A 26647-nucleotide genomic window follows, 5' to 3' on the forward strand; every position below is an offset into this window, starting at 1 on the left:
TTTCGTTATTTTGTTTGCGAAGAATAGTTGATGCGTTTGTATCACTAGACAATTGACTTTTAAACTATATTTTTATTAAAGATATTATGTGCTAAGTGGATATAATTACATGACATTTTTATAACCCATCTGAAAATGATATGAGCACAGTGGCAATAACATTGATTATTACCTAATTATTGAAATACAAAATGAGAAAATGACAACGTGGAGGGGAAATTATGGGCTTTTTTAGTAGACTTTTCAAAAAGGTGGAACAAGTAAACGATCGTGAGGCAACCCTCAATGAATTAAATGAAGAATTATATGTTGAATCTCCAATAGAAGAAGCAAATAGCTATTGGGTATCAATGGCACAAAATTTAATTGTCAATACTGTAAAAGCCGCTGATAATAATGTGGAACGCGCTTTTATTTTGGCTAATTTTAAAAAAGGAGAGGCTTCTTTTGATATTTTTTATCAAATTAACGGGCAATTATATTTTTGGAATCAGCTAGAAAATCAGACGATTAAAAATAGAATTAAGAATGAGTTGTTACCACAAGCTTCGGAAGTTTCACATGCAGTAAACCAGCAATTTCATGAAGCGGACCATCCTACAATCTCGTTTGCAGAACTGCAATTTGAATGGGAAACAAAGGCCTGGTTTTCACACATCATTTGGGAAGACGATCCCGCCTCACAATTACCAAAAGCTCAAATATTAAACGAATGGTTCAGCCTAATTAAAAAGGAAACTCAGAATAAACCACTTGATAGTGATACAAAATTTTCTTGGTATCCATCAATCCCTTAAAGTCGATGAGCATGGGTGCTACCCAAACGTCAAGTAACTCCAAAATTACCTTTTATAGTATATTTTGGAGTTACTTGACGTTTACTTTCCAAACTTGTATATCTAAGTTCGTAATATAAGCCATACATTTGAAGGAGTGGAAAGATCATATACAGGAGATATAAAAGAATAATTAACTACGGAGAACTTTATTATGACCATTATAGCAAATACTTAGGCGATCCAATAGATCGAGAGGTGTTTAAGAATAATGAAGAGCTTCCAAGTATACAAATTTTAAAATATGAAAATACATTTGAAGAATGTTTAGTTTTTAATACGCTTGGATTCAGTAAGTATGAGGAAATAGTAGGGGATAATGTTGAAATTTCAATGATAGTTGATGGAGCATTTAATAGTACAGGGTATATACTTATTGTATAGGTAATGGAATAGAAATAGGACGAGGAACAGCAATTAGCGGCATTGAAAGTATTGATAAATCATTTGTTCAAAAATACAATAAAAATGCAGTTTACTTTATTGAACCATTCGCTTTCCCGGAAGAATATAGTCATGTACGTACTGAAGGTGAAGATAAAGATGGTAAAATTCTGTTAGCATTCTTTATTTCCCAGTCGGAATATGAATGTTTTGTAAAATACGGAACAGAAAAATTTGAAGAGTTGTTAGAGGAAAATAACGTAGATCCTTTTAATGTTAGCAGGAAATCTATAATTTGACGGCTAACTAGTACTGAATGGAACACTCTATCCTATGATAACTAATATACTATTTGTTTTACTTGTAGGAAGATTTTCTAGATGAGATATATGCACATAAAAACTGAAAAAGTATACATTATTTAACGTAATAACGCTACGTTGGACAGGGCAATTATAGTCAGATACTACTATGATTGGCCTGTTTTTTTGTTAAGTTCACTTAGTACTTGATTGTCTATAATAGACTACGAGTACTTTTCTGCGTTTTAGAATGAAAAGTGAAAAGAGCATTATAATTTTATAAGTGCACTAAGGGTACGCACCAAAAGATGGAATATCTGATACAATTATACTTCACCATCATGAACAAAGAGTTGAGTGACCAATAATTGAGATGCCTAGTAGATACCATGATTTGGGGAATGCAAGACAGCATCCATTTGGAAATAAAGGTGGAGTTGGCAGTGGAGAAGCTAGGCAGGAATTCAAGAAATGGCGTGAAGAATATTGGGAAGCAAGATATACCGATGAGATGATTAAAAGGGGGGATTGAATGAAAATAGAATTTTTAAATGCAATTGATGAAGAGGTTGAAATGTGCCCTGAAGCATTTGGAGGACCTGTTAATATTGAGGAAGTGACACAAGCTGAAGATGGGTTAAAAGTAAAATTACCAGAGGATTTTAAAATGTTTCTTTTGAAGTATGGTTCGGGAGCAGTTGGTGAAGTAATTGTTTTAGGATTGAGAGAGGCGGAGTTTGTTGCTACACCATCATTTGTAGAGAAATCTCTACAGTTTAGAAATATTCTTCTTGAAGGGTATGAGAATTTTATTGTTATTGGAATAGACAGTGCAGGGAATCCAGTAGGTTTTAATTCCCCTAATACAGAAATCATTACATTTGACTTTGATTTTGGTAGAAAAGAAATTATAGCAAGCAGTTTTGAAGAATATTTAGAAAAGGCTCTTAAAGAAGAGATAAATATACATTTTTAATGAATTAGATTACTACTTAAAAACACATGAACTTAAAGCGCTGGATTGTCTACAATAGACGATGAGTGTTTTTTATTTTGGCTGTGTTAAACGCTAATGTTGATATTGAGATAAAAATAAGGGAAACCCTATTATCATAGTTTCCCAATCTCTGCATAACTAACACACCCGATTCTTTATAATAAAAACAATGTATGTATCACACTTTATAACCATTCCTTATATTCTTCAAAAATAAACTCTCCAAAAACCTCAATAGTAGTATTTGGCTTGCTTCCATCATAATAAGATATATCCGTGGTTACACCTGTCCAATGGATATAAAAAATTCCGTTTCCTTTATATTTCATTTTCAGTATATTACTATTAACGTCTTGGTGTTCAAAATAATATATTCTTGCCACCCAATCGTTTCTGTCTTCATCATATCCTTTGGAAATAGTAAATTCTTGTTCTCCAAAATTTTCGAGATTTAAGTTATCCATATAAATGGTTATCTCTCCACTTGGATTCATTTTACAATCTGCTGTATCGGGTAGTGACTGGAGTGGCTCTTGCTCTGTTTCTACTTCAAGCCATACCATTATTTCATTTTCATTTTTTTTTACCGCATATATTATAGCTTCAGAAATTTCATATTTCTCAATTCCATTAAAACGATTAAGGATAAAAATTCCCATTAAAATCACCTTCTATTCAATAGTTATTGACATTAAATTAATAAGTATTTGCTCCGTATAGTGTTAGCTTATTATTAATTACACTAAAATATCAACATTGTTCTTTAACAGAGTCTTTATTTTAAGATTACAACAAAGGATACATGGAAGTTTGATAAAATAAAGGATATATCTAAATTAACTACAGAAGATATCTCGACTGCAAAAAGTGGGAAATTTAATGATTTCTTCAACTCTCTTTCTAGTCATGAATTGGATGAACTATGGAAAAATAAAAGAGTAGAAAGAAATTTGAACGTCAGATCAGAGAACTTGGTGGCTTGTATGAATGACATTTAGGGTTAAGAGCTCCGCAATTCAAGTTTTGGAATATCAGTGCTGAAAAAATTAAAGATTTAAGAAGGGCAATATTTAATATTAAATTTGTAGATTCTAAAGGTGTTTATGGAGGATTAGGTTTTACAAAAGTACAAAATGAATTATTAGTACATCAAATGGACTATAACACATTTATTATAAGACTTAATAGTTGGGCTCACTATAGATTAGAGGGTAGTATTTCATCATTGCCGGAAGGATTAAGATTAAAATAGGAGTGTGTTATTTATAGAAAAACAAGGAATAGTTTCAATATGGCTAGGTAATATTAAAACACAAAACCAGTTAGAGAAATACGTCAATTTAACATACGATGAAGATGGAGAGTCTATACCTTCTAAATTTTTTGTAAATTTCAATATTGATACAAATGAAATAGATGAAGACTTTGTTGAAAAAGAAGTATTAGAAGAAAAGAGCGATAATATCTCTGTTTTGCTAGATGGGTGTTCATACGAGGAAATTATACTACCTAAAATTAGAGAATATGTTAACTTAAATAAGTCGTATAATGCTGTTATTTTAATTTACAATTTTGAATACGAGAATCTAGTTAATTCTTTTGAGGATTTTGATTATATTACTTCTACTAGTTATCTACAATAGTAATATCTATATTTTGGAGGGAATTGAAGTGAGTGTTTTGCCTGATAAACTAGACCAAGTTCTTAGAGAAGACATTTATAAACGTGAAGGTAAGAATAAAGTGAAAGAGACCTTAACTAGCTTAAGTGTAGAAGTATCTGATACATTTAGTGATTTTTATCATCGATATGCAGGGCCTTTTTGGGAAGAGCATGTTCCCTATGAGTTGCTAGATATTGTAGATGAAGAGAACAATATTGAATCATATACAATTATTGCTCGAAAAGAGCATGGATTTCCTAAAAAGTATCTAGTTTTAAGTGAAATGTCAGCAAATGCTGTACTAGTGCTTGATAGTATAACTGATAAAGTTTACTTAGTTAATTTTGAAGGCGGAGATGAGCTACTTTTAAGCGGAGAGTTAAAAGAAACTTGGTCAACGTTTTATGCGTTTTTAAAAGAATATTTTAACTGTTAGCCAGGGAATAAGTTAATGTTAGACAGAATGATTTTACTTATGATATTAAGTAAACACATGAGACAAGTGAATGAAAAAGAAATGGGTGTTTGAACGAAGTGACTTATGATGGTTGTACTATGTATAACAATATAATAGCACGAGAAATTTTATTGGATGACAACTATAATGGCATGGTTATTGAACTAACGAACTCATACTAGCTCGCAAGTTTTAACGTATTACTTGTTACGATATATAAAAGGTTTCATACTGTAGCTACAAAACTTACAAATTTAATGCTACTTAAAAAACACATGAACTTAAAGCACTTGATTGTGAACTGCACCCCAATTGTTAGACTGTGTCTAACAATTGGGGTGCAGTTCATTGTCTACAATAGGCAACGAGTGCTTTTTATTTTAAGATTACAACATAGGGTACGGGTAATGGTAATCTCGGTAGTAGAAAAAATACAAATGTAGGTGACTTTGATGCAAAAACAGCTACAAATAAACAAAAAGGTAATTATGGTGAAATAAAATCAAGTGATAACTTATTAAACAATCAAAGTTTAAAAGATGCAGGATTTGATTTAAAGCCAGTCGGCAAAAGTGCACCATCAAGCATAGATGATAAAATAGTAAAAGGGATTGACGGATTATACGAAAATACAAATGCAGAATCAAAGATCAAATATGTTATTGATGAAGCTAAGTTTGGTAGTTCACAATTAGGAAAAACTAAAGATGGACCCCAAATGTCAAATGATTGGTTGACAGGTTCGGAAACTAGAAAAAGTAGAATATTGAAAGCTGTTGATGGAGATAAACGATTAGCAGATAAGATTACGAAAGCGTTGGAAAAAGATCAAGTAGAAAGAGTACTATCAAAAGTCGATAGTAGTGGAAATGTAAAAACATATAGAATAGATGCAGAAGGTAATGTAATTGGAGAATGGCCTTAATTTAGAAGCTAGGAGGAATTTAATGTAATGAGAGATCATTTATGTATAGAAGAGAAATGTAGAGAAGGAATAGAATATAATAAAGAGTTTATTGAAGAAAATAGAGAGGATATTAAAAGTTTAGAAGAAGATGAAAAAAATGGTATTCAAAGATATTCTAAAGATAATAATAGTATTATAGAAGGAACCTATCTAGCAAATTTTAGATATGAGATGGAGGATATTAGTGCAAAGTACTCTTTAGGAGAAGACATTAGTGCAATAGAAGAAGATTTTCATAATGCACTTTATGATTTAGAACGTACAGGGACTAGGAAAGTTGGATATATATATATGCTTTGTATGATATCCTTAGGAATATTATTAGAAACGGATAAAAAGAATATAGAAAGATTAAATAAGTTAGTTGAGAAAAAAAATATGAATGATTCAGTGATTGATTTTTTATTATGTGCTAGTGATATTGGATACACAAAAATCACCAATGTTTATTTTAAAGAAAATCCATATGCAAAGACAAGAGAGATTATAGAACTTGCACAAACAGATAAGAGAGAAGCATCTAAAAGATTGAAAACGTATATGGAGAAAGAATGGTTTAAAGGACATTATGATTATGAATGGAAAAATGCGCATAAAGAACCTGGATATGTAGGGTTTTGGAGCTTTGAAACTGCAGCGCTTGCGAAAATTTTGGAACTTGATGATACTAGTTTAAAAGATAATAATCACTATCCATATGATTTGGCGCATTACAAAAATTCAATGAAATTCAAACACATATCTCTAAGTGAGTATAACTATGAGGATGAGACGGAAGAGATAGATGAAATAATAGAAGGTATTGAACATAATCCTTTATTAGAAACGATTATCCCAATAAGATGGCACTCATTTGTCAATGAATTGATACATGATTATGAGATTATGAGTGATAGTAGTTTTTATGAAAAATACAAAAAGTTGATAGGGATAGATCAAATTTGGTTTTTATTACAAGAGTATGAAAAAGAAAATGAACAAAAAAACCTCTTAGGAAGTTTAATTGTTTTTGCCCTCACAGAAAAAGATTACATATTACAATTGGACTATAAAGAGGATTTAGAGGACTACATTGATAATATTAAAAATTTCTGGAATGAATCAGAAACAAAATTGGTTCAATTTATTTTAAATAATGATCAGAATTATTATGTAAGGGTACCGAAGGAAGTAAATATGCAAAATATGTATGAAGTAAAAATAGAGGATGTCGATGTAGACGAAGTTCTATAACAAGTAAATCAAAATATTGTCCATCATGTATAATGTTAGAAGACAAAATTGTACAGAATTTAATGAATTAAGAGGTTATAAAAAGTGGTAGTTTGGGGAATCCGACTGCCACTTTTTTGTGTTTGCAAACGGCGCTGTAATTTAAGTAGAGTGTTAAAGAACTTGTATATAATGTAGGGAAATTAAATAAGCCTAAGGGTACGGGTAATACAGTTCATAGATCTGAAATTGACGAAGTAATTAAAAAAATTACGATAAAGACGGGAATTTGATTAATCGATCGATTGTCCCTAAAGGCTACGATAGTGTTGAAGACTTCTTAAAACTAGTAGATGATACTACTATCAAAGAATTTGGGTATGATAGCGTTGAAGAATTTAAATCAGTGGTAGGATATGTTGATGACTATTTAAATGCTTCACCTAAAAATAATATAATTAATAAAGGATTGGCAGGAGGAACACATGTGAAGGGTGTAGACTATGATGTGTTAGGTTTTCCTATTTTTAAAGGAGATAATTTAAAATTTACGTTAAAATTAGATGAAAAATATTATGTTATGAAAGATACAGATCAGTTTAAAGAGTGTACAAGGATATTAAAAGAGGCAATTGAAAAAGGTGAAGTGCCAAGAGAACTTTTTACTCCACAACAGCTTGATCAGATTGAAAAGGGAAGAGCTAGAATAAAGGGGTTTACTTGGCATCATCATCAGGTTCCTGGAAAGATGCAATTAGTATTAGAAGATATTCATGGGGCAGTTAACCATCTTGGTGGAAATAAATTATGGGGAGAGGGTATTAGATGAGAAAAGATTTAGAGTGGGAATATACTGATGCAGAAGTATCAGAAACTAAGATTAAAGAAATTGGATTACAATTAGGCTTCCAGTTACCTCAAGATTATATTGATTGTGTAAAAATAAATGGAGGTGCGAGTGTATTACCAGAGGAATTTAATGTAGGCAATGTAGAGCGTTGCTTTGGTAGTTTATTTAGTTTTGATGAGGAAAGTAGTGAGTACATTGTTAAAAAGTATGAAATATACAACCTTACGCTTCCACAAAAGGTTTTCCCTATTGCAAATGATCCAGCTGGAAATTTAATTTGTTTAGATTATAAAAATAATACAGAAAACCCAATTGTGATTTTTTGGGAGCATGAGAATGCTGGCGAAAAAGAAATGTTAATGCGTCAAGAAGGTTTAACAGAAGCACAAGTAGAAGAACTGGCAAGAGAAAATGTATTTTACATCGCAGATACATTTACTGATTTTTTAAGTAAATTACACGATTAAAAAATATAGTAATGAATGAAAAATAAAGTATATGTGAAGTAGATAGAAAAAATAATAGGGTGTTTGAAAATATATACTCCATGATGGTTGTACCATCATGGAGTACTGTGTGCAATGATAGAATAGAAAACGAAGTACGAGCTTAGGTGAGATGACATTTTACTATGCGACGAATATAATTGCAGTTCGAAAATACAGTCTTATTGAATAGAGAGTGCAGGCTCGTTTAATTAGAAAATAGTTTTTTATCTTAAATGTAAAAAGGAAAATTCACTTTGAAGATTAATTTCATTGTGGGTTTTCTTTTTTATTATCTATTAGCATACAAGAATTGAATATGGGATGGACGGCGTCTATTCAAAAGATTACAGAGGATAAGGCTCATGAAGTTGAGAAACTTGCGTATAGTGATTTGGCTGGAGAAGAAACAATAAACGATGAAACTTCATCAGAATCGGGAAAAAAAGATTTTGATGGTAAAAAGTTAGCTAGGGATATAGCTGGCGAGATAAGTGGTGAATATGATGTTCGTCGTGCTTGGGAAGGTGTTGATCCATCTACTGGAGAAAAATTGTCTACTTGGGACAGGTTTTTAGCTGGTGGAATGGCGTGGCTGGTCTTACACCTGTCGGAAAGATTGCAAAAGTTGGTAAAGGTGTGAAAATGACTGCTGAAGCAGCTGAAGTTGTTGCTGCAGTTACAAAAGCTGAAAAAACCACTACTCAAGTTGAAACTACAGTCAAAAAAGTGGAACATTTTGCAGATGAAGAAAAACTAATTAGTCATTTTGAAAAGCATGGTGGGGAGTTTAAAGGAGTTTATGAAAATGCTGAGCAATATTTATAAGGTGCTAGGGATGTAATCGAAAATGGAATAAAAGTTAAGTATGATTATAGAGGTGAAGTACGAACAGGTTATGTTAAATATATGGGGAATACAGGTAAGGGTAAAGTTAAGTTTGAGTTAGTAGGTACGAATAATGAAGGATATATTACAACATATCATACTTAAAGTGGTAAAACATTTTGGAGAACGCTAAACGGAAAAAATGAACAAATTATACACCCTGCTGATTAATAAATAATAGGAGGAAAAAATGGAATATATAGCATATGTGGAAAAAATTGATGAATTAATTGAAGAGGAAGTTACAATAAATATTAGCGGTGTAGTATTTACAGGATTTTCTACTGTTTGTCCGTATAAAATTGAAGAAGGGAAAAGTTATCCTGTTAATCTCGATATTACAGTTTTTGATGATATTGAAATAAACAAAGGAATAGATGGAGTTAAAAATTTAAAAAGAATTGATAATTCTTTTAAGTATCGTATTAGTGGAATATTAAATCGTGAATTTATTGATGCGGGAATCATTATTACAGATGCAGATGAAAATTTCCTGGAATATAGTGAATACTTTAACAAGTATGTTGAAATTGAAGTTGATAGAATCAATATTGAATTTTTAAAAGAGGTTCCGCCAACATGTTAATGTTGTCTTGATTTCAACGTGAGAACTAATGGAGAATATATTTAAAGACTTAAAAAAGCATGAAGTAGTCAATGAGGATACCATATTAAAGTATAAAGATAAACTTCCAGCAGAATTAATAGAAGTATGGAAGAAATATGGTTTTGGTAGTATGCTAAATTCCTATCTGAAAGTAATCAATCCGGATATGTATTTAGATATTTTAGAAGAGTGTTATTCAAGAAGTGAGCAAGATATCCCAATTTTCACCACATCTATGGGAGATATTATCGTTTGGGAAAAGGGGAAATATGTAAACTTGTTAAACTTTAGAAAAGGATGTGTTAATGTCGTATCATCTGGATTTGAGTTCTTTTTTGAGGACTTAAAAGATGCTGATTACATGGATGATAAATTACAATGGCAACCTTATAAAGAAGCCGTTGAAAAATACGGAGAGCCATCTTACGAAGAATGCTTTGGCTATATTCCATATCATAAAGCTATAACTAATACACAACGTACATTAACTAAACATTTACAACCTGGAGATAGTGTAGATGTAAGCTGGCCCATACCAAAACACAACATCTACCCAAAAGGGAAATAAATAAATTTAGAAAGAGGTTTTTATATGTGGAAAAATCAGATTTTAGAAATTGAAAAAATAGAGGCAAGCTTTAATGATAAACTGAATACACCAGCAACAGATACTGAAGTTCAGAGACTGAGAGAACATGTGAAAGAGAATTTTAATATTGACTTACCGAGTGAATAAGGAGGAGTTTCTTAAAACCGTAAATGGTTTAGATTTTAATGGGCTAGTAATTTATGGAGTTGACTCTTCTTTACTAGACACTGAAAGAGACAAACTAATTTGTGGGCTTATAGAAACGAATGAGATATGGTATGAAAATGAATTTCAAAAAGAATATCTTTTCCTTGGAGATTCAAATATTGCATGGTTTTGTAAAGACTTATCTGAAGGTACTTACTTAGAACTTGATAAACCATCTGGTACAGTCATGGAAACATATATTGATTTTAATACAATGCTTGAGGAATCGTTAAAAACAACTCTTCTTTAGAAGGGTGCATTAAAATGAATAATATTACATGGATTGGAACAAGTAAAAAAACAATTACAGATGAACATATTCAACAAGTAGAAAAATATCTAGGCATAAAACTTCCTAATGATTTTATTAATTGTGTCAAAAAATATAATGGAGGTTATCCATTACCCAATACATTTAACATACAAGGACAGGGCGCAGATGTATTCAATAAACTTTTAACTTTCGATTTAGAAAGTAAACACTCCATTCTTCAGACATATGAAGACATAAAAGATAGATTAATAGATAAAGTATATCCTTTTACCAGAGACTCATTTGGAAACCATATATGTTTTGATTATCGAAATAATCCCTAATCACCAACGGTTATATTTTGGGATCATGAGGAAGAGATGGAAGAAGCGATTTATCCAGTTTGTTCATCTTTTCAAGAATTACTTTCTAGCTTATATGAATTCGAAGGTGAAGAATAAATGAAAATTTGGGAATTGAAAAGTTCAACTGATGATTATCAGTCTTTTCACTTATTAAATTATAAAGAGGATAATAAATATTTTAAAAAACAATTTAATTCCAAGGGAAAGTTATCAAATTCTTGGACGGATATTTTTATTAAATTAGAAGACAAAGGGACTCGTAGTGATTGCCCTATTTTTTTGGGGAAATCTGGCGTACGAATGATTAGTGGGAAAGCAAAGCAGATATTAGAGCCATTAATAGGTGATAACGTTGAGTTTCTACCATTAATTCATACCATAACAAATGAAAAATATTATGCTATTCACGTTTTAAATGTGTTAGATGCACTTGATAGTGATAATACAGTATTTGAAAAACTAAGCTCTGGTTTAATAATAGGGTGTGAAAAATATTCATTTATTCCTAGTATTGTTCAAAATCAAGCAATTTTTAAAATATATATAAACAAAATTATTCATCCTACTGCTATTTTTGTATCAGATGAATTCAGAAATGCAGTTTTAGAAAGTGATTTAAAAGGTTTTGAATTTGTTGAGGTGTGGGATTCAGAATTGAATATGTAGGGTATAGGAAAGAAAGTTGATTTAGAAATAGAAACATTATAAGAGGAGAGAGTGCGTGTATTTATGACATGCACTCTTTTTATGTGTGTTGCATGTGCACATTCTCTAGGGTTCAAGCTCCGAATATAGCAATTAGCTCAAGGCAGGGGTGTCCGTGGTGACGTCAAGTTCAAGGCGGGAAAGGTTTCAGTCCCGCAAGTGGTACATTTAGTGTACAAGAATTGAATATGGGATGGACGGCATCTATTCAAAAGATTACAGAGGATAAAGCTCGTGAAGCTGAGAAACTTAAAGAAGAAAATCCTTCTGAAAAATCCAACGTAGAGAAATTTTTGAGTGGCGTGTGGGATGGTGCAGGACAAGCCGTTGAGGATACAATAGATGGTATAGTAGCATTAGGTGATTGGGAAACATGGAAAAACATGGGCATGCTGCGTTGCACCCTATTGATACCCTTAGTACCATGTATAATGTATTGTCAGATTCATTTATTAATGATGTAATAAATGGTGATTTAGAAAGTGGTACAAGATGGTTTAGTTATGCCCTAACACAAGTAGGATTAGGACTGATTGGTGATAAAGGTCTTAGCAAGGTATCAAAAGTAGCGACATCTGCAAACCTAGCAAAAGGAATGTCTGTAGTAAGTGATTCTGCTACATATAGAAATGCAGTTAACACATTAAATAATTATGTAGGAAAATTCGGAAGTGATTTCGCGCTCGCAGGTGGTACACAACACTATTTGCAAAAAGCCGTAACTTATACTTACGAGGGTGCTAATGGTCCGAAAACAATTAGGCTAAGAATGGGTGATTTAGCAGGAGATAAACATCCAGTTACAGGTGTACCGTATGATGCTGATGGGTTTCCTATTTTTGAATCTAAGGGCGAGGTAACTCTAAAAGAGGAAGATTTCAAAAAAACTAGACCAACGCATTTTAGAAAATGTAGTAAAGCATTATATGAACAAATAATGAAAGACCCTGGATTAGTTTCAAAATTCACAAAAGAAGAAATTGATATGTTTAAAAAAGGCGAAACACCAAAACATTACACATGGCATCATCATCAAGATGCTGGTAGAATGCAACTTGTAGATTATCAGATACATCACGATACTGGTCATACAGGTGGATAAAAAATTGGGGGAAAAGATAGTGATAAATAAGGAGTGGTAAAAATGAACAATATTACATGGTCCTTTATGAGTAAAACACCAATTACAGATGAAAAAATCCAAAAAGTAGAACAATATTTTAATATTAAATTACCTAATGATTTTGTTGAATGCGTGAAGAAATATGACGGAGGATATCCTCACCCAAAAGTATTTGATATACCGGGACAAGATGAAAATGTATTTAGCGACCTCTTAACTCTTCATATAGAAGATAAATATTCGATTGTTCAAAACTATGAAGGTATAAAAGATAGATTAGTTGATAAAGTATACCCTTTTGCTAGAGACCCGTTTGGTAACCTTTTATGCTTTGATTATCGAAATAATCTTGAATCCCCAACTGTTGTATTTTGGGACCATGAGGTAGAAGAGATGGAAGAAGCTATTTTTCCTGTTTGTTTATCTTTTACAGAATTACTTGATAGCTTACGTGATTATGACGATGAAGAATAAAGAAGAGAAAGCTTATGCATAACTTGCATAAGCTTTTATTATGCTCATTAACTTTTATTACTGGATTGATATTTAGAGGTAATCTTCATGGTGTTGGTTATGGCTTGGTGTCTGTTACAGTAGGACAGGGGAAGGTTTTGAATCTTATGTTACAACAGTAGAAGGTTTTTATTGAAAATCCCACCTGTTAGAATTATTATACTGTAAAGTATATAATAGTCGTGTGAACAGGCTAACTGTGATACCCTACAATTAACTGTAGAATTACTTAATATGACTGTTAAAAATGATAATAAATGATAAACAAAAGGGGAAAAATCGACTCAAAATCGTGTTCCTTCGGGAGTGTCGGTTCGACCCCGACCATCGGTATTGAAAATAGTTGAAAGCCTCTGATATATCAAGGTTTTTTTCGTGTGTAGAAAATTTGTAGAAATTAAAGTTAAATAAATATAAGGGCACGGGAGAAGTTTCTAATAGTGGCGAAAATTTAAGTAGAATAGAATACTTGCGTAATAAATATGGTTGGTTTACTCCATAAGAATTAAACAATAGGATTAATTTACATGGTGCTGTAGCGTACGAAGTTGAAAGATTAAATAAACTAGGTATTTCTAAAAGGTCTTAGTAAAGTTTCAACAGTTACAAGAGGTGCGAAGTTTGCAAAATTCAAGGAAGTCATAGTACCGCGTATACAACAAACTTTTACAAATTTAGCTGATAATTTGAGCATAGAAAATCGACTTGCTTTTGCTGATATGGGTGAGCTTAATGTAAGGTCTAGTTTTGATTCTACTGCTTTTAATCAAGCTGAGGATACAATGGTACTTGCTAAGGGTACGGGTGAAACGGTTAAGAAGATAGGTGATATTAATGATCCTATTAGAACATATCGTGGTGCTGATTTAAGTAAGCTAGAGGCTAAATATACTGCGGATCCTCGGTTAACTGTTGAGATGCCCTATGTTGGTAAAGGGCAAAAAAACACCAATGCAGAGGGTTGGTTACGCGATAAAGATTTTTATTGGAAAGAGATGTTAGAGAAGTACCCAGAAGCGTTTAATAGGTCAAATAGACAAAAAATAGAATTAGGATTCTCACCTATAAACAATCCAACGTTTAGAAAACATTTTCCTCAATATGATTTAAAAGAATTATATAATGACACTTTAATACATCATCACATTCGTGGTGGAGGTCAAGCTGTGGCTGTACCCTCAAAACTACATCCAGGTTTAGGAGGGATTCATAATGCTGAGAAAAGCGCAGGAGTTTGGGGAAATGACCAAAAATATGCTGAACTATTAGAAAAATTCTTAGAAAAGTAAGGGTGATTATTTTGGTAATGAAGGATGCTATGAGCAAATATTTTAATTTAAGAAAAGAATATTTTGATAAAGGATTAGATTTTTTATTTAAAACGCCATATAACGAAGAAGTTGATTCATTTATATATCAGGGTGAAATGGATGATGAAGAAGAAATTTCATGGAAACCTATTGAAAAAAATAATAAGAATGATTTAACGACGATTGAGGAAAGATTTGAAATTAAACTGCAAACTTCGATTGATGACTATTTTAATTCTTATTGGTTTGCTGATTTAGATGGATTTATTGGTAATCATTATATTAGGCTAGAACCTGTATTACCAAATATTGAATTGGATTCCTTCGAAAGTAATTTAGAAGGATATAAAAACAATCATAATAAGGTTGATAAGACTCCAATAGGTGTAGAGGGGAACGGTTTGATAGTTGTTTTAGATAATACAAATGGAAAAGTTGAATTGGAGGATTTTGAACGAGGTTCGTTTAAAGAGATTGCGAATGGTCTAGATGAGCTAATTTCTAGTTTAAGGTTACAAAAATAAAATAATAAGAACGTTTATGTAAAAAAGACCGTCTGATATTAGAGGGTCTTTTTTACATAAGGACATATTCATTGTATCCAAGCCAAGGTGCAACAGTAGAACTTTGGGAAAGAAAGCTAAAACAATTGGAAATACAAAATAAGTAAATATCAGTAAGGTGGTAAGGTGTAATGGAAAATAAAGATATTAGTTTGCTTGAAGAATTACTTTATAATACAAATAAAGAGGATACAATTAGTCGACTAAAGAATATAGATAATCCAATAATTCTTCATTGTTTTGCAGCAAATTATAATTGTAATAGTGGATTTGATATACCAACTGCAATTCTTGAAAATAAAGATTGTGACTTAGGGACGGGATTACAAATGTTTCATTATGCAGATGGATATCGACTATTAGAAAGTCCAGAGGAAGTTTCAAATTCTCCATTACAAGAATGGAAGGTTTTTATATTAAAACTTCAAAATAAAATTATGAATTCGGAGTTTAAAACACAAAATATATCATTTAACCCTAAATTAACAAAAATTCAAATATCCAAGTTGAAAAAAAACAACCCAAGTATTTCAGATATTCTTATTAGTGAGTCCCCAGGAAATATAATTGATATTCCTAAAATATAAAATCACTATACTAATTTATATTTTATGTACGGATATGATAAAGTTCGTGGTGCTAAATTTAAATACGCACAAGTATATATGAATGAAAAATAAAGTATATGTGAAGTGGATAGAAAAAATAATAGGGTGTTTAAAAATATTACGCGTATCTAGTGGGTATAATTCCGTCAATTTTATTAGCAGAATAATACCTGCAAGAATAAAAAGATCCAAGATTTGTGTCGCCAAATAGAAGAGGGGTGTGACTTGAACCATAAATCCGCCTCACTTTGAACCATAATATTGCCCAAAATCTTTTATTAACCCATAAACTTGCCGCTAATTAATAATAGGCTCAGTTAACGTTTAATGTTGATTTTCATGTTAAGATTGAAGTATGTAACAACATATCGCTACAAAAAGAACGGAGGAGATACGGTGAAAATGCATCTTCAAGAAAGTTTACATGTTCAGTTGAAAAATGCAATTCGTTGTCATTATAATGAACTTACATCTAGGTGTGGTAATGACACAATATATGGATACTCCCTAATGACGGACGACTGTTTCAGTAGCGTTGGACCAGTGGCTAATAAAGAAAGACTGATTAAGGTGAATAAATCAGACCCTTTATACAACTATTATAGATATGGGGCTGTTGAGTGGAGTGAGTGGGACGATTTCGGAATGTTTGATGAAGTGAACAAAATTATTAAGAAATATCATGAAACCGCCGAAGATGACTTTAACATGCGAGTAAATACACTGTTGAATGAATTATTAAAAGTGTTAATAGAACTTGAGTCAGAAGGATTGTTTGGTGACAGAAACGATAACCGATTTATTGATATTTGTGTAACTGATTCATCAAACGAAATCATGCTTAAATCAGCTAGACTGCTTAATACATTAAAGGTATATGAAGAATACGCTTCAGAATTTGAATAAGAATGAATATAAGTAAAACTGCTCTCTATAAGAGGCGGTTTTCTTTTGTTCCAAAGTCAACAATTAATATTAACAGAGCCTAATAATAAAATAATATCCTCTTCTTTCCACTTACTGTTTTACAATAAATCAAAATATATTGCATTGAAATTGGTACAAGAGAAATTATGTTATTTATGTAATATTATATTTTTGTGAAGCCTAACTTTGCCGCAAATAAAAAGAACCATAACCTTGCCGAAATGGCAAAGTTATGCTTCAAATCACAAGGGGAATAATTATATATTAATGATAAAAGGATATAGAACTTTACATTAAATTCTTATTTAATTAACTCTTGGTGAAGTAAAATTATGTGCTAAGTCAATTATTAACGGAATTCGTAACTTTGCTGTCTAAGTTAATAACAATTGCATTTGCATGTATAGGGAATTATCTTATAAAATAAGAGAAAAAGAAAGACAGGGAGAGAAAGTCCGTGTCCACAAAATTAGTAAATTTAAGAATCGATTTTGCGTTTAAACAGTTATTCGGAACAAAGGGCAATGAAGAAATTCTAATTGGTTTCTTAAATGCAGTTTTAGTTGAATCGTTAGAAGTGCCAATTGCGTCACTACAATTAGAAGATCCGCATCTTCACAAATCATATGAAGATGATAAATTATCCATTTTAGATTTATTAGCGACACTTGACAATGGAACACAAGTAAATATTGAAATCCAGCTTCGGAATACACATGATATGGTGAAACGTTCTTTATATTACTGGAGTAAACTCTATACGTCCCAAATGCAAGAAGGGATGCCGTATCGTTCTCTTCGGAAAACCATTACCATTAACTTATTAGATTTTATTTTGTTTTCTCACGATGACGCATTTCATACTATCGGCCAATTGTGGAATACAAAATCGCGACAAGTATTAAGTGACGATATTGAAATCCATTTTGTAGAGATACCGAAATTGATCAAACAGTGGCGTGAAGAAAAGGTAAACCCGTGGGAAAATGTATTTGTTCGATGGATGTTACTGTTACCAGCCCATGAAGATGAACATTTAACTCAAACATTGGAGGAGATTGCGATGAATCAAGATCCAATTTTACAAAAGGCAATCAATAAGTGGGAAAATATGAGTCATGATTCATCTTTCCGAACAGCTTATGAAGCACGTGAAAAAGTACTTCTAGATGAACAAGCTAAAATAGCTCATGCTCGTGAAGAAGGGATTGAGCAAGGGAAAATTCAATTAATCCGCGGTATGCATAAAAATGGAATGCCTCTAGAAGACATTGCAAAATTCACTGGTCTAAGTACAGAAGAAATACGAAAATTACTATTATAATGTACGTAGTTATAAAAGCTTTGCGAAAAATTTCGTAAAGCTTTTTATTAGTGTATTATAACTCAAACATTGGAGGAGATTGTGATGAATCAAGATTCAATTTTACAAAAGGCAATCAATAAGTGGGAAAATATGAGTCATGATTCATCTTTCCGAACAGCTTATGAAGCACGTGAAAAAGTACTTCTAGATGAACAAGCTAAAATAGCTCATGCTCGTGAAGAAGGGATTGAAGAAGGGATTGAAGAAGGAATTGAAGAAGGAATTGAACAAGGGATTGAACAAGGGGAAATCCAATTAATCCGTGGTATGCATAAGAATGGTATGCCGTTAGAAGACATTGCAAAATTCACTGGTCTAAGTACAGAAGAAATACGAAAATTACTATTATAATGTACGTAGTTATAAAAGCTTTGCGAAAAATTTCGTAAAGCTTTTTATTATTGTATCCTTATTCTATTTGCTACAAGTATTAAATAAATAGTCATGGTGTAGTAATAATTAAACAGATACAGATCACAACCAATTAGATTTTTTATTTCTAGTTTTTATCTATTTACAAAAATAGTTGGGAGTTAGTATTTTTATGTAGTAAGAGTAGTGAGATTTGTGTCGCTGGACACCGAACAACAACAGGGGATAATATAAAATTTAACTTACTTTTTATTAGTTTACATAAGATAAATTATAGGAAGTTGTGACATTGATTAATTTTAAATCTCAAAAAGTATAGTTTTGTTATGAATTTGAGACGTAAAATAAAAAAATCAAGTGATAATTAACGATTTGATTTTTGTTTCATGGTCTAATCCTTTCATGTAAGGCTTTTATTTGATATCTATAGGTATGTCTATGATTCAATATTTAATGGATATCTCAAATTGAAGAGTATTCTTAGTTTTTGAGATTTCATAAACAAAAAGCCTATTTATTAGTTTTCGGCATTTTAGTTAAAAAAGAAAAAGACCCTTTCGCAAGGTCTTATTATGTTACAAAACAATAAATATGACGGAGGCGATGTCTATGAAAACACTATTAAATCCATGCTTAACATTCCATTTGCTGTAACAGTTGTATATGAAACTCTTTGGGCAGGACTTGTAAGTGTCGTGGCGGGCAGTGAGCATATGAACGTAGAAGCACTTGTTCATTGAACAAGTGCTTCTATTCGTTTTTTGTATTACATACATTATAATAGTAATCTTTGTATTTCTTCTGTACTTAGGCCTGTAAATTTTGAAATATCTTCTAACGGCATACCATTCTTATGCATACCACGAATCAATTGGGCTTTACCTTTTTCCAGACCTTCTTCTAAACCTTCTTCACGAGCATGAGCTAGCTTAGCTTGTTCATCTAGAAGTAGCTTCTCCCGTGCTTCGTAAGCTGTTCGGAAAGAAGAATCATGACTCATATTTTCCCATTTATTGATTGCCTGTTTTAAAATTGGATCTTGATTCATCGCAATCTCCTCCAATGTTTGAGTTAAATGCTCGTCTTCATGTGCTGGTAATAATAACATCCAACGAACAAACGCATTTTCCCAAGGATTCACTTTTTCTTCACGCCATTGTTTCACAAGTTTTGGAATCTCTACGAAATGAATTTCAATGTCATTACTTAAGATTTGTTGTGTCTTCGTATTCCATAATTGTCCGATTGTATGGAAAGATTCATCATTAGAAAATAATTTGAAATCTAATAAGTTAATGGTGATTGTTTTCCGTAGTGAACGATATGGCATCCCCTCTTGCATTTGAGATGTATATAATTTGGACCAATAATATATTGTACATAAAAGAAGGTCGAACATGCAAACAGGCTCTTATGCTAACTCATATAAAAGTAAACGGGGACCGGTTATACAGTTATAGATTAGCCTGATATTATTTTGTTAACAGTATGATGGCACCTATCTGTTGTTGGAGATGTTTCTGATTTATTTGTAATATTAGGAATTTTTTGTTTGTTATAGATGATATTTTTGATATCACCTATGTTATAATAAGTATGTAACTCATTAACAAGTCTAATCGGTTTATATGACCATCAATCGATTAGATGATGAGTTACACCCCTTAGAAAAGGTACCTTGCAGCAGGGGTACCTTTTCTTTGAATGTCTAATAATAATTTCACGTATCAGGTAAAATACAAATTTCTATATTTGTAGGCAAAGAAATTTCAATGACTTAATACTTTCGTGTAAATACCTAATAAGTTGTTTTCAATCACAATATATCCTTATTTCCTTATTTGGTATTGTAAAAAGTATTTAAAGCTGTAAAGCCTTTATTTTTAAAAATTTATCGTTTTTATTGTAAGTGAAAAACAAATGGGATCAAATTTTAAAGTTAATGACAAGATACGCAATAATTGAACTATCCACCACTTAACGTCCTTCGGACTGTTTGAAGTGGGAGATTCCTAAGTACAGAGTTCTATCGAACCCTAATGGATTAGGCTATCCCCGTAGTTCCTACGGTTAAGAGGCGAATTGCTTCGTTTCTAAGATTGAGTGCTGCATTCCGATCTCTATCGTGATGTGTACCACAAGAAGGGCAATCCCACTCACGAATTGTTAGATTTTTAACGTCTTTGTTTTTATATCCGCAATTAGAACATAACTGACTAGAAGCAAATGTTTTAGATACCACAACAAATACGTTACTTTTCATACAGCTTCCCCCTACTCGTTTTATCCACTATAAATTGATAGGGCGTGGTTTTTCTCTCCCTGCCTAGTATGTTCTTTTTTCTTTATTGTACAAGATATAGCGAGATAGATGCAAATGACGAAAGCAACGATTCGTTCTGTCCATCTCAGTTATGCCTCTTTTTGTTTTCTATAGTATGACGGTTCATTAATTCAATTAAAATATCTGCTATAAGTTTTGCATTCTCAAAGATGATTTCATTTTTCGTATACGGATCGATGGGTTCATGAATATGGAAATCTTATCTATCAAATTTGGAAAGTGAAAAATAAATCTGCATGTTTATCCTGGCATTTGGATGAGACTTATATCAAAGTTAAGGGGAAATGGTGTTATCTTTATCATGCAATTGATAAAGATGGACATACATTGGATATTCAACTTCGTAAAAAACGGGATCATCAGGCTGCCTATGCCTTCATGAAAAAATGAGTAAAACATTTTGGAGAACCAACGGTTCTCACTACATATAAAGCGCCGGCATTACTTTGCGCATGTAACAAATTAAGAAAACAAGGATTTTATCAAACTACAATCCATTGTACAATCAAACATTTAAACAATCTTATTGAACAGGATCATAGGTATGTAAAGAGACATTTTGTCAAATCCGCAGGATTTCAAAATCTTCGTCATGCTTCACGTACAATTAAAGGTATTAAAACCATTCATGTCCTATATAAACAAAGGCGAAGTCTTCAAAGAGACTCCGCCTTTTCAACGTACAATGAACTTCAACAATTACTAGCTACTTCCTAAACATTGTTCTTCATTTACCAACCTGTTTATGCTTTTTTCAAACTTTGCAACAGAACCCCGTAGGTACCATCTGACATTAAGAAGAATAATATCGGGTTGATAATGTTTCCACTTGAATAAATTTTGCTTTTCCATACTGATCACGCCCCTTTTTAGAGTACTAGTATCAGTATGTCCAAGTTTACTAGATTTCTTGCACCAGAACCCTTTTTATTATCAAAGTCCTTTTATCCAACGTCCAGCCATTTCAATCCAATTAGCTACTTCTGGCTGGATGGTCCATTCGTTATTTTTTTCCTTAGTTTCCTCTGTTCCAAGGGACAAACCATGAATCCCATTAGGGTAAATGTGCATTTCCAAATGTACTTTATGTTTAAGAAGAGCATTAGCAAATAAAAAACTATTTTCAACAGGAACAGGCTCGTCCGTATAAGTGTGCCATAGGAAAGTTGGCGGGGTGTCGGTGGAAACGTGCTTTTCCAATGATACCTCTTGTAAAGATTTATCATGGTTTTCTCCTAACAATGCAGTAAAAGAATCCTTATGTCGATATGGTCCAGATGTAATAACTGGGTAACTTAATAGAATTCCGTTCGGCTTTATCTCATCATTCGGAATCCCTAAACTTTCAGATAAAAAACTTCTATTCCAGAATACCCCTAAACTTGCTGCTAAGTGACCACCAGCTGAAAAACCAACAACAATGATCTTATTCTTGTCAACATGCCATTGTTCTGCATTCTGCCTAATAAGTGAAACTGCCATGGAAAGTTCTAACAGTGCTGTTGGAAAAGTAGCTGGGTGAACGCTATATCGTAAAACACATGCATTAAAACCGATAGCCATCATTCTAATGGCAATCGGTTCTGCTTCTCTGTCAGAGGTAAATTCATATCCCCCGCCAGGACATATAATGACCGTTGGACGTTTTCGATTACTATCTATTTCTGGGGAATTATTTAAAAAATAAGTATATAACTTAGCTTCAGAATTCTCTGTTCGAATATCGATAATTTCATGTATCATTTTTTCTGCCTCATTTAATTTTTTCAGAAATAAGTTTCACTTTTATTTCTATTAAAAAGGAGTAGTAAAACAACAATTACTCCTACTTACTAAAACAATTTTGATTTTCAAAACAATAAACAGTTTCTATGAGGTTTTACCTCACTCTTTACAATGCTCTATATACTTCACGCATTACTTATCTTTAAAACTTAATGCCTTTTTAAGTGCATTAATATATTCACTTTTAGCACGCTGGCTGATTTCTGCATTTGGAACAATATGTTCGAAAGCATGAAAACAACCCGGATATAGATGAAATTCTACTTCAACGCCGGCTTGTGCAAGACGTGTAACATAGTCAATCGTTTCATCACGGAAAGGATCCAATTGACCTACACACGTATATGCTGGAGGAAGCCCTGACAGATCCTCCTCCCGTGTTGGTGCGGCATATGGAGAGATTTCACCATTTGCATGCTCGCCTAAATACATACCCCAAGCCGCCAAATTATTAGATGTGTACCATATTGCTTGCTTGTCCTTAATTTCGTTGCTGGAGAACGTAATATTTCTATCATCAATCATTGGATATAACGGCATTTGAAAACAGATGGCAGGTCCTCCTTTATCACGAGCCATTAATGCCAATGCAGCAGTTAATCCTCCCCCTGCACTGCCCCCTCCAATCGCTACTCGACTCAGATCGATATTTAATTCTTCCGCTGAGTTAGTCATCCATACCAATGCAGAATAACAGTCTTCTATAGCTGCCGGATAAGGATGCTCAGGGGCGAGCCGATAATCTGGAGATATGACAATACAGTTGGCCGCTTCTACAAAATTTTCACACAGGCTGTCTTCTCCGTTTGGATGACCTAAGACATATCCACCTCCATGGCTCCATAGAACAGCTGGTAATTTTGTCTGATCTCTCTGAGCAGGTTCGTAAATCTTGATCAGCATTTCTTGTCCATCTCCACCGGAAATAAACCGTTCGGTAGTTCGAACAAGTTTTGAATTCCCTGTTGGGGGTATTAGCATTTGTCTTGCCATGACCAAGTCATCAGGGAGTTGAATTACTGGTGCTGTTGTTAAAACCTCTCTTAATTCAGGATTTATCCTACCTAAAAACTCCATCATTTGATCCTCCATCTTCTTCATTAACCTAAACCTATGTTGTACCGCCTTCAATTAGTTTTACATCAAGTGGTTGAGTAAAATCTATAAGATTATCATCATTGTTTATTCTACTATCTAATAATTTTACTGCTCTTTCTGCCATATCAGATATAGGCTGTTGTATTGTAGTAAAGTTCGGAAGGAAATTTTTTGCTATATCAGTACCATCATAACCAACAATTTTTAACTAATCCGGAACATTTATTATAAGGCTTTAAGCTTTATAATAAATGTTTGTTGCTAGAATATCGTCACTTGCAAAAATACCATCTATATCAGAGTTTTCTAGAAAGATTTGAGTAATCAATTCATAATATACTTTAGAATTAAATGATTGATTAGTTTCATAAATGATTGGCGTAAAACCGCAAGCAACCATTACATCTTTATATACGGGTGTTTTTAAATATATTGACGTCTTTAAACTAGCTGGACCACCCATATGGATGATTATTTTACAATCTTTTTTTATCAAATGGTCTGTTGCCAATTTACCTCCTAAGTAATTATCAGAAGATACAATGGGAGCAGAATCAGAAATATATTGGTCAATTGCGACAATTGGTAACCTTGTTAAAACTTGATCCAATATCCCCCTATCATGACTACCAAGAATGATGCCGTCCACTTGATTCCGTAGAAGCATATCTAAATACTTTTTTCTTTCTGTGCATGATTCAAGCTATTACATCAAAATACTTTATAACCTAATTCCTCGTATACCATTTCAAGATTAAATATTAATTCAGAAAAAAAACGGGTTTTTCACTGTTGGAAAAATTAGCCCAATTATGTTACTTTTTTGTGTAGACAAAGATCGTGCCATCTTATTAGAAAAATAATGGATTTCTTTCATTGAATCATTAACTCGCTTGCGAGTTTTGTCACTAATATAGCCGCGGTTGTTCAATACTCTGGAAACGGTGGCTGGTGAAATTCCAGCATGTTTTGCTACATCTTCCAATTTTGGTTTCATTTCTTTCAACCTCTTCAACTAATTGAAAATTGAGGAAGTCCCCTCTACTGGGATCACTATATGTCGGTTTTATGCACACTGTTCCTTCGAAGTGAGGACTATTGTCTTTGTTTTTATATATAAAATTAATTACCGCTCAATTTTCCCTATCAAGGATTACCCAAGATATAGCCTTTTCAATATATTCGTTCCAAAAATCATTTGAATGGTCCCCCTTTGTTTCTCTATATGTGACATTCACTTTTTTCGAAACTAAAAATTCATGAAATTTCTGGTTTACATCTAACAGGAAGTCCTCCGTTCCACATGCCATATATATTTGGGGTATTTCCACTTTAGCCTTTATCAACTCAAGGACAAGTGCCTCCGGATCTCTATCACTGCCCATAAGCTGATTTAAGTCGCCAAAAACTCTTCTATAATATTTATAATCTGCTACTTCATCTTTATAGTCACTAGATATTCCTGCTATCCGGTAAGTTATGATTGCGGAGGACAAGGCAATTATACGACTGAAATTATCAGAGTACTTTAATCCGTTGCGAATTGCTCCATATCCGCCCATTGATAATCCACCAATAAAGGTATCCTCTCTCTTTGTGGATAAAGGAAACATTTTTCGTGTAAACATTACCAATTCATTTCCAATGTATTCACCAAATAATTCTCCTTTATCAATATCATCCAAGTAAAAATGGTTTTCACCCGACGGCATAAACACAGCTATGTTATATTTATCAGATAGTTCCCGAATTCTTGAAAAGCTAAGCCAATCCAGATAACTACCGGAATATCCATGTAAAAGATAAAGAGCTTTTAATGGGCGCTCCTCAGCATTTACATGCCCAAACATCTCATTGCGATCTAGCGGTAATAGTGCATTAAAAGTAACATCCCTTTTTAAAGCCTTTGAGTAAAAATTAATTTGTGATATGGCCAATTGACTCACTCCTTGTGTCTATTAAATTTTATAAAAATGGAGGTTTATAAATAAAGAAACGGTTCTTTCGTATCAATAAAAGTGACAGGAATGTCCTTTACCAAGGGCTTCAACCATTCTGCCATGTATTTCATTCCCCATACCTCACTCCGCTCATGACCAACAACAATCATTCCCTTGTTAAGTCCGAGCATGGTTGCATCATTGACATAAGCACAAAGTGTCCATTCTGTGATTTCACCACACACCATAACATCCAAGTTATGATTTCTCATTAGCTCCATTGGCATTTGTTCTCTGCCTAAACCTAAGCTTCCTCCACCAACTAACACTCCTACTCTCGAACATTTCATTTCGGGGTTGCCGACAATTTGAATAACATCCATTGATAGTTTCTGTTTGAAAAATCCGGCAAGTTCAGCTAAAGTGACTTCATTAATTTCGTATGTGAAAGGCGAGTTCTTCTCTAGCAAATTATTTTCCCATCCAATTTCTTGCAGAAGCCCATCATAAATTCTATCCGTTTTCGCCATATGCATATAATCATGGTACCGCCAAATTACTATATTGTTTTCTTCGATCAGCATTTTCTTTGCAAGATATAACGAGTCATCCTCAAGCCAATCCGTTTCATCCGACCCCGTATAGAAAGTGGGTTCATGTGTAATTATCATATTTGCCCCGACCGCAATAGCCTGCTTAATAACATCTATCGTTGCCATAAACGTAGTGACAATTCCTTTGACCTCAGTATTATGATTCCCGCATATTAATTGATCACCTGTTTTTTCAAGTCTCATATCGCCACATGAATCCGAGAGAACTGTCTCAATCACTTGTTGTACATTCATTTACTATTTCCTACTTTCATCTTTATAAATTAAAATAAAAGATAAATGGTGATACATTCCTTATTCCATTTACTTAAAGAAG

The 26647-nt window shown here is 32.7% G+C and carries 23 protein-coding genes and 13 pseudogenes; 25 read left to right on the forward strand and 11 right to left on the reverse strand.

The annotated features are described in order from the left end of the window. The first annotated feature begins 221 nt into the window (after positions 1–221). The 3 genes and pseudogenes from AB1284_RS25825 (at position 222) to AB1284_RS25835 (ending at position 2498) form a co-directional block, all read left to right on the forward strand. On the forward strand, positions 222–797 hold the full coding sequence (locus AB1284_RS25825; protein WP_429762029.1) for a hypothetical protein: 576 nt from the start codon (positions 222–224) through the stop codon (positions 795–797). Between the two features lie 168 nt (positions 798–965). Continuing rightward, positions 966–1519, forward strand: a pseudogene (locus AB1284_RS25830) (suppressor of fused domain protein). Positions 1520–2054: 535 nt separating this feature from the next. Next, complete coding sequence (locus tag AB1284_RS25835) at positions 2055–2498, forward strand: SMI1/KNR4 family protein (RefSeq protein WP_429762030.1); 444 nt, start codon at positions 2055–2057, stop codon at positions 2496–2498. Between the two features lie 206 nt (positions 2499–2704). Here AB1284_RS25835 and AB1284_RS25840 read toward each other — a convergent pair whose 3' ends face one another. Beyond that, positions 2705–3178, reverse strand: a complete 474-nt coding sequence (locus AB1284_RS25840; RefSeq protein WP_429762031.1) for a hypothetical protein — start codon at positions 3176–3178, stop codon at positions 2705–2707. A 606-nt stretch (positions 3179–3784) separates the two neighbouring features. Between AB1284_RS25840 and AB1284_RS25845 the strand changes: the two genes are divergently transcribed. The 21 genes and pseudogenes from AB1284_RS25845 (at position 3785) to AB1284_RS25945 (ending at position 19290) form a co-directional block, all read left to right on the forward strand. Next, a complete protein-coding gene (locus AB1284_RS25845; RefSeq protein ID WP_429762115.1) occupies positions 3785–4162 on the forward strand; it encodes an immunity 22 family protein in 378 nt (125 codons plus the stop codon). A 28-nt stretch (positions 4163–4190) separates the two neighbouring features. Beyond that, on the forward strand, positions 4191–4619 hold the full coding sequence (locus AB1284_RS25850) for an SMI1/KNR4 family protein (protein ID WP_429762032.1): 429 nt from the start codon (positions 4191–4193) through the stop codon (positions 4617–4619). Positions 4620–5046: 427 nt separating this feature from the next. Continuing rightward, positions 5047–5565 (forward strand): annotated as a pseudogene (locus tag AB1284_RS25855) (hypothetical protein); the annotation flags it as partial. Positions 5566–5592: 27 nt separating this feature from the next. Beyond that, positions 5593–6840 (forward strand): PoNi-like cognate immunity protein, encoded by a 1248-nt coding sequence (locus AB1284_RS25860; RefSeq protein ID WP_429762033.1) that lies wholly within the window; start codon positions 5593–5595, stop codon positions 6838–6840. Positions 6841–7067: 227 nt separating this feature from the next. Beyond that, positions 7068–7648 (forward strand): annotated as a pseudogene (locus tag AB1284_RS25865) (HNH endonuclease). After that, entirely contained in the window at positions 7645–8136 is a 492-nt protein-coding gene (locus AB1284_RS25870) for an SMI1/KNR4 family protein (protein ID WP_429762034.1), read from the forward strand. Before AB1284_RS25865 ends, AB1284_RS25870 begins: the two are co-directional and overlap by 4 nt. Before the next feature lie 460 nt (positions 8137–8596). Next, a pseudogene (locus AB1284_RS25875) lies at positions 8597–8850 on the forward strand (pre-toxin TG domain-containing protein); the annotation flags it as partial. A 382-nt stretch (positions 8851–9232) separates the two neighbouring features. After that, positions 9233–9628 carry a hypothetical protein gene (locus tag AB1284_RS25880; protein WP_429762035.1) on the forward strand — a complete coding sequence of 132 codons (396 nt, stop codon included), beginning with the start codon at positions 9233–9235 and terminating at the stop codon, positions 9626–9628. A 28-nt stretch (positions 9629–9656) separates the two neighbouring features. Beyond that, positions 9657–10217 carry a T6SS immunity protein Tdi1 domain-containing protein gene (locus AB1284_RS25885; RefSeq protein ID WP_429762036.1) on the forward strand — a complete coding sequence of 187 codons (561 nt, stop codon included), beginning with the start codon at positions 9657–9659 and terminating at the stop codon, positions 10215–10217. A gap of 24 nt (positions 10218–10241) precedes the next feature. Then, a pseudogene (locus AB1284_RS25890) lies at positions 10242–10695 on the forward strand (YrhA family protein). 14 nt (positions 10696–10709) lie between these two features. Further along, positions 10710–11159 (forward strand): annotated as a pseudogene (locus tag AB1284_RS25895) (SMI1/KNR4 family protein). Continuing rightward, positions 11160–11729 carry an imm11 family protein gene (locus AB1284_RS25900; protein ID WP_429762037.1) on the forward strand — a complete coding sequence of 190 codons (570 nt, stop codon included), beginning with the start codon at positions 11160–11162 and terminating at the stop codon, positions 11727–11729. It abuts the pseudogene before it with no gap. Positions 11730–11893: 164 nt separating this feature from the next. Then, positions 11894–12870: pseudogene (locus AB1284_RS25905) on the forward strand (HNH endonuclease); the annotation flags it as partial. A 42-nt stretch (positions 12871–12912) separates the two neighbouring features. Further along, entirely contained in the window at positions 12913–13365 is a 453-nt protein-coding gene (locus AB1284_RS25910) for an SMI1/KNR4 family protein (RefSeq protein ID WP_429762038.1), read from the forward strand. Positions 13366–14186: 821 nt separating this feature from the next. Beyond that, positions 14187–14693, forward strand: coding sequence for a hypothetical protein (locus AB1284_RS25915; protein ID WP_429762116.1), 507 nt, complete (start codon positions 14187–14189; stop codon positions 14691–14693). A 29-nt stretch (positions 14694–14722) separates the two neighbouring features. Next, positions 14723–15238 (forward strand): SecY-interacting protein Syd, encoded by a 516-nt coding sequence (locus AB1284_RS25920; protein ID WP_429762117.1) that lies wholly within the window; start codon positions 14723–14725, stop codon positions 15236–15238. Positions 15239–15408: 170 nt separating this feature from the next. After that, the gene (locus AB1284_RS25925) at positions 15409–15864 is read left to right on the forward strand and encodes a DUF4274 domain-containing protein (protein WP_429762039.1); all 456 of its coding nucleotides are present in this window, start codon (positions 15409–15411) and stop codon (positions 15862–15864) included. Between the two features lie 423 nt (positions 15865–16287). Beyond that, positions 16288–16791 (forward strand): DUF4303 domain-containing protein, encoded by a 504-nt coding sequence (locus tag AB1284_RS25930; protein WP_429762118.1) that lies wholly within the window; start codon positions 16288–16290, stop codon positions 16789–16791. A gap of 478 nt (positions 16792–17269) precedes the next feature. Beyond that, positions 17270–18136, forward strand: coding sequence for an Rpn family recombination-promoting nuclease/putative transposase (locus AB1284_RS25935; protein ID WP_429762040.1), 867 nt, complete (start codon positions 17270–17272; stop codon positions 18134–18136). 57 nt (positions 18137–18193) lie between these two features. Further along, positions 18194–18529: pseudogene (locus AB1284_RS25940) on the forward strand (Rpn family recombination-promoting nuclease/putative transposase); the annotation flags it as partial. Positions 18530–19122: 593 nt separating this feature from the next. Further along, entirely contained in the window at positions 19123–19290 is a 168-nt protein-coding gene (locus AB1284_RS25945; protein WP_429762041.1) for a hypothetical protein, read from the forward strand. 35 nt (positions 19291–19325) lie between these two features. Here AB1284_RS25945 and AB1284_RS25950 read toward each other — a convergent pair. Together AB1284_RS25950 and AB1284_RS25955 are read right to left on the reverse strand one after the other, a co-directional pair. Further along, positions 19326–19925, reverse strand: a pseudogene (locus AB1284_RS25950) (Rpn family recombination-promoting nuclease/putative transposase); the annotation flags it as partial. 669 nt (positions 19926–20594) lie between these two features. Beyond that, a pseudogene (locus AB1284_RS25955) lies at positions 20595–20795 on the reverse strand (zinc ribbon domain-containing protein); the annotation flags it as partial. A 273-nt stretch (positions 20796–21068) separates the two neighbouring features. Here AB1284_RS25955 and AB1284_RS25960 point away from each other — a divergent pair. After that, positions 21069–21611, forward strand: a pseudogene (locus AB1284_RS25960) (IS6 family transposase); the annotation flags it as partial. Positions 21612–21668: 57 nt separating this feature from the next. On the opposite strand, the pseudogene AB1284_RS25965 reads toward AB1284_RS25960, so the two are convergent. The 8 genes and pseudogenes from AB1284_RS25965 to AB1284_RS26000 all read right to left on the reverse strand — a co-directional run. Further along, positions 21669–21746, reverse strand: a pseudogene (locus AB1284_RS25965) (IS6 family transposase); the annotation flags it as partial. An 81-nt stretch (positions 21747–21827) separates the two neighbouring features. Continuing rightward, positions 21828–22637, reverse strand: a complete 810-nt coding sequence (locus AB1284_RS25970; RefSeq protein ID WP_429762042.1) for an alpha/beta hydrolase — start codon at positions 22635–22637, stop codon at positions 21828–21830. Between the two features lie 174 nt (positions 22638–22811). Further along, a complete protein-coding gene (locus AB1284_RS25975) occupies positions 22812–23756 on the reverse strand; it encodes an alpha/beta hydrolase (RefSeq protein WP_429762119.1) in 945 nt (314 codons plus the stop codon). Between the two features lie 34 nt (positions 23757–23790). Beyond that, on the reverse strand, positions 23791–23979 hold the full coding sequence (locus AB1284_RS25980; RefSeq protein WP_429762120.1) for a substrate-binding domain-containing protein: 189 nt from the start codon (positions 23977–23979) through the stop codon (positions 23791–23793). Positions 23980–24012: 33 nt separating this feature from the next. Further along, positions 24013–24447, reverse strand: a pseudogene (locus AB1284_RS25985) (LacI family transcriptional regulator); the annotation flags it as partial. Between the two features lie 96 nt (positions 24448–24543). Beyond that, the gene (locus AB1284_RS25990) at positions 24544–24774 is read right to left on the reverse strand and encodes a LacI family DNA-binding transcriptional regulator (protein ID WP_429762043.1); all 231 of its coding nucleotides are present in this window, start codon (positions 24772–24774) and stop codon (positions 24544–24546) included. A 136-nt stretch (positions 24775–24910) separates the two neighbouring features. Further along, a complete protein-coding gene (locus AB1284_RS25995; protein ID WP_429762044.1) occupies positions 24911–25714 on the reverse strand; it encodes an alpha/beta hydrolase in 804 nt (267 codons plus the stop codon). Between the two features lie 44 nt (positions 25715–25758). Next, positions 25759–26565, reverse strand: coding sequence for a Nif3-like dinuclear metal center hexameric protein (locus AB1284_RS26000; RefSeq protein WP_429762045.1), 807 nt, complete (start codon positions 26563–26565; stop codon positions 25759–25761). Positions 26566–26647 lie beyond the last annotated feature (82 nt).

It is taken from the genome of Bacillus sp. S2(2024), from assembly GCF_050474045.1.
Taxonomy (GTDB): Bacteria; Bacillota; Bacilli; order Bacillales; family Bacillaceae_G; genus Bacillus_A; species Bacillus_A yunxiaonensis.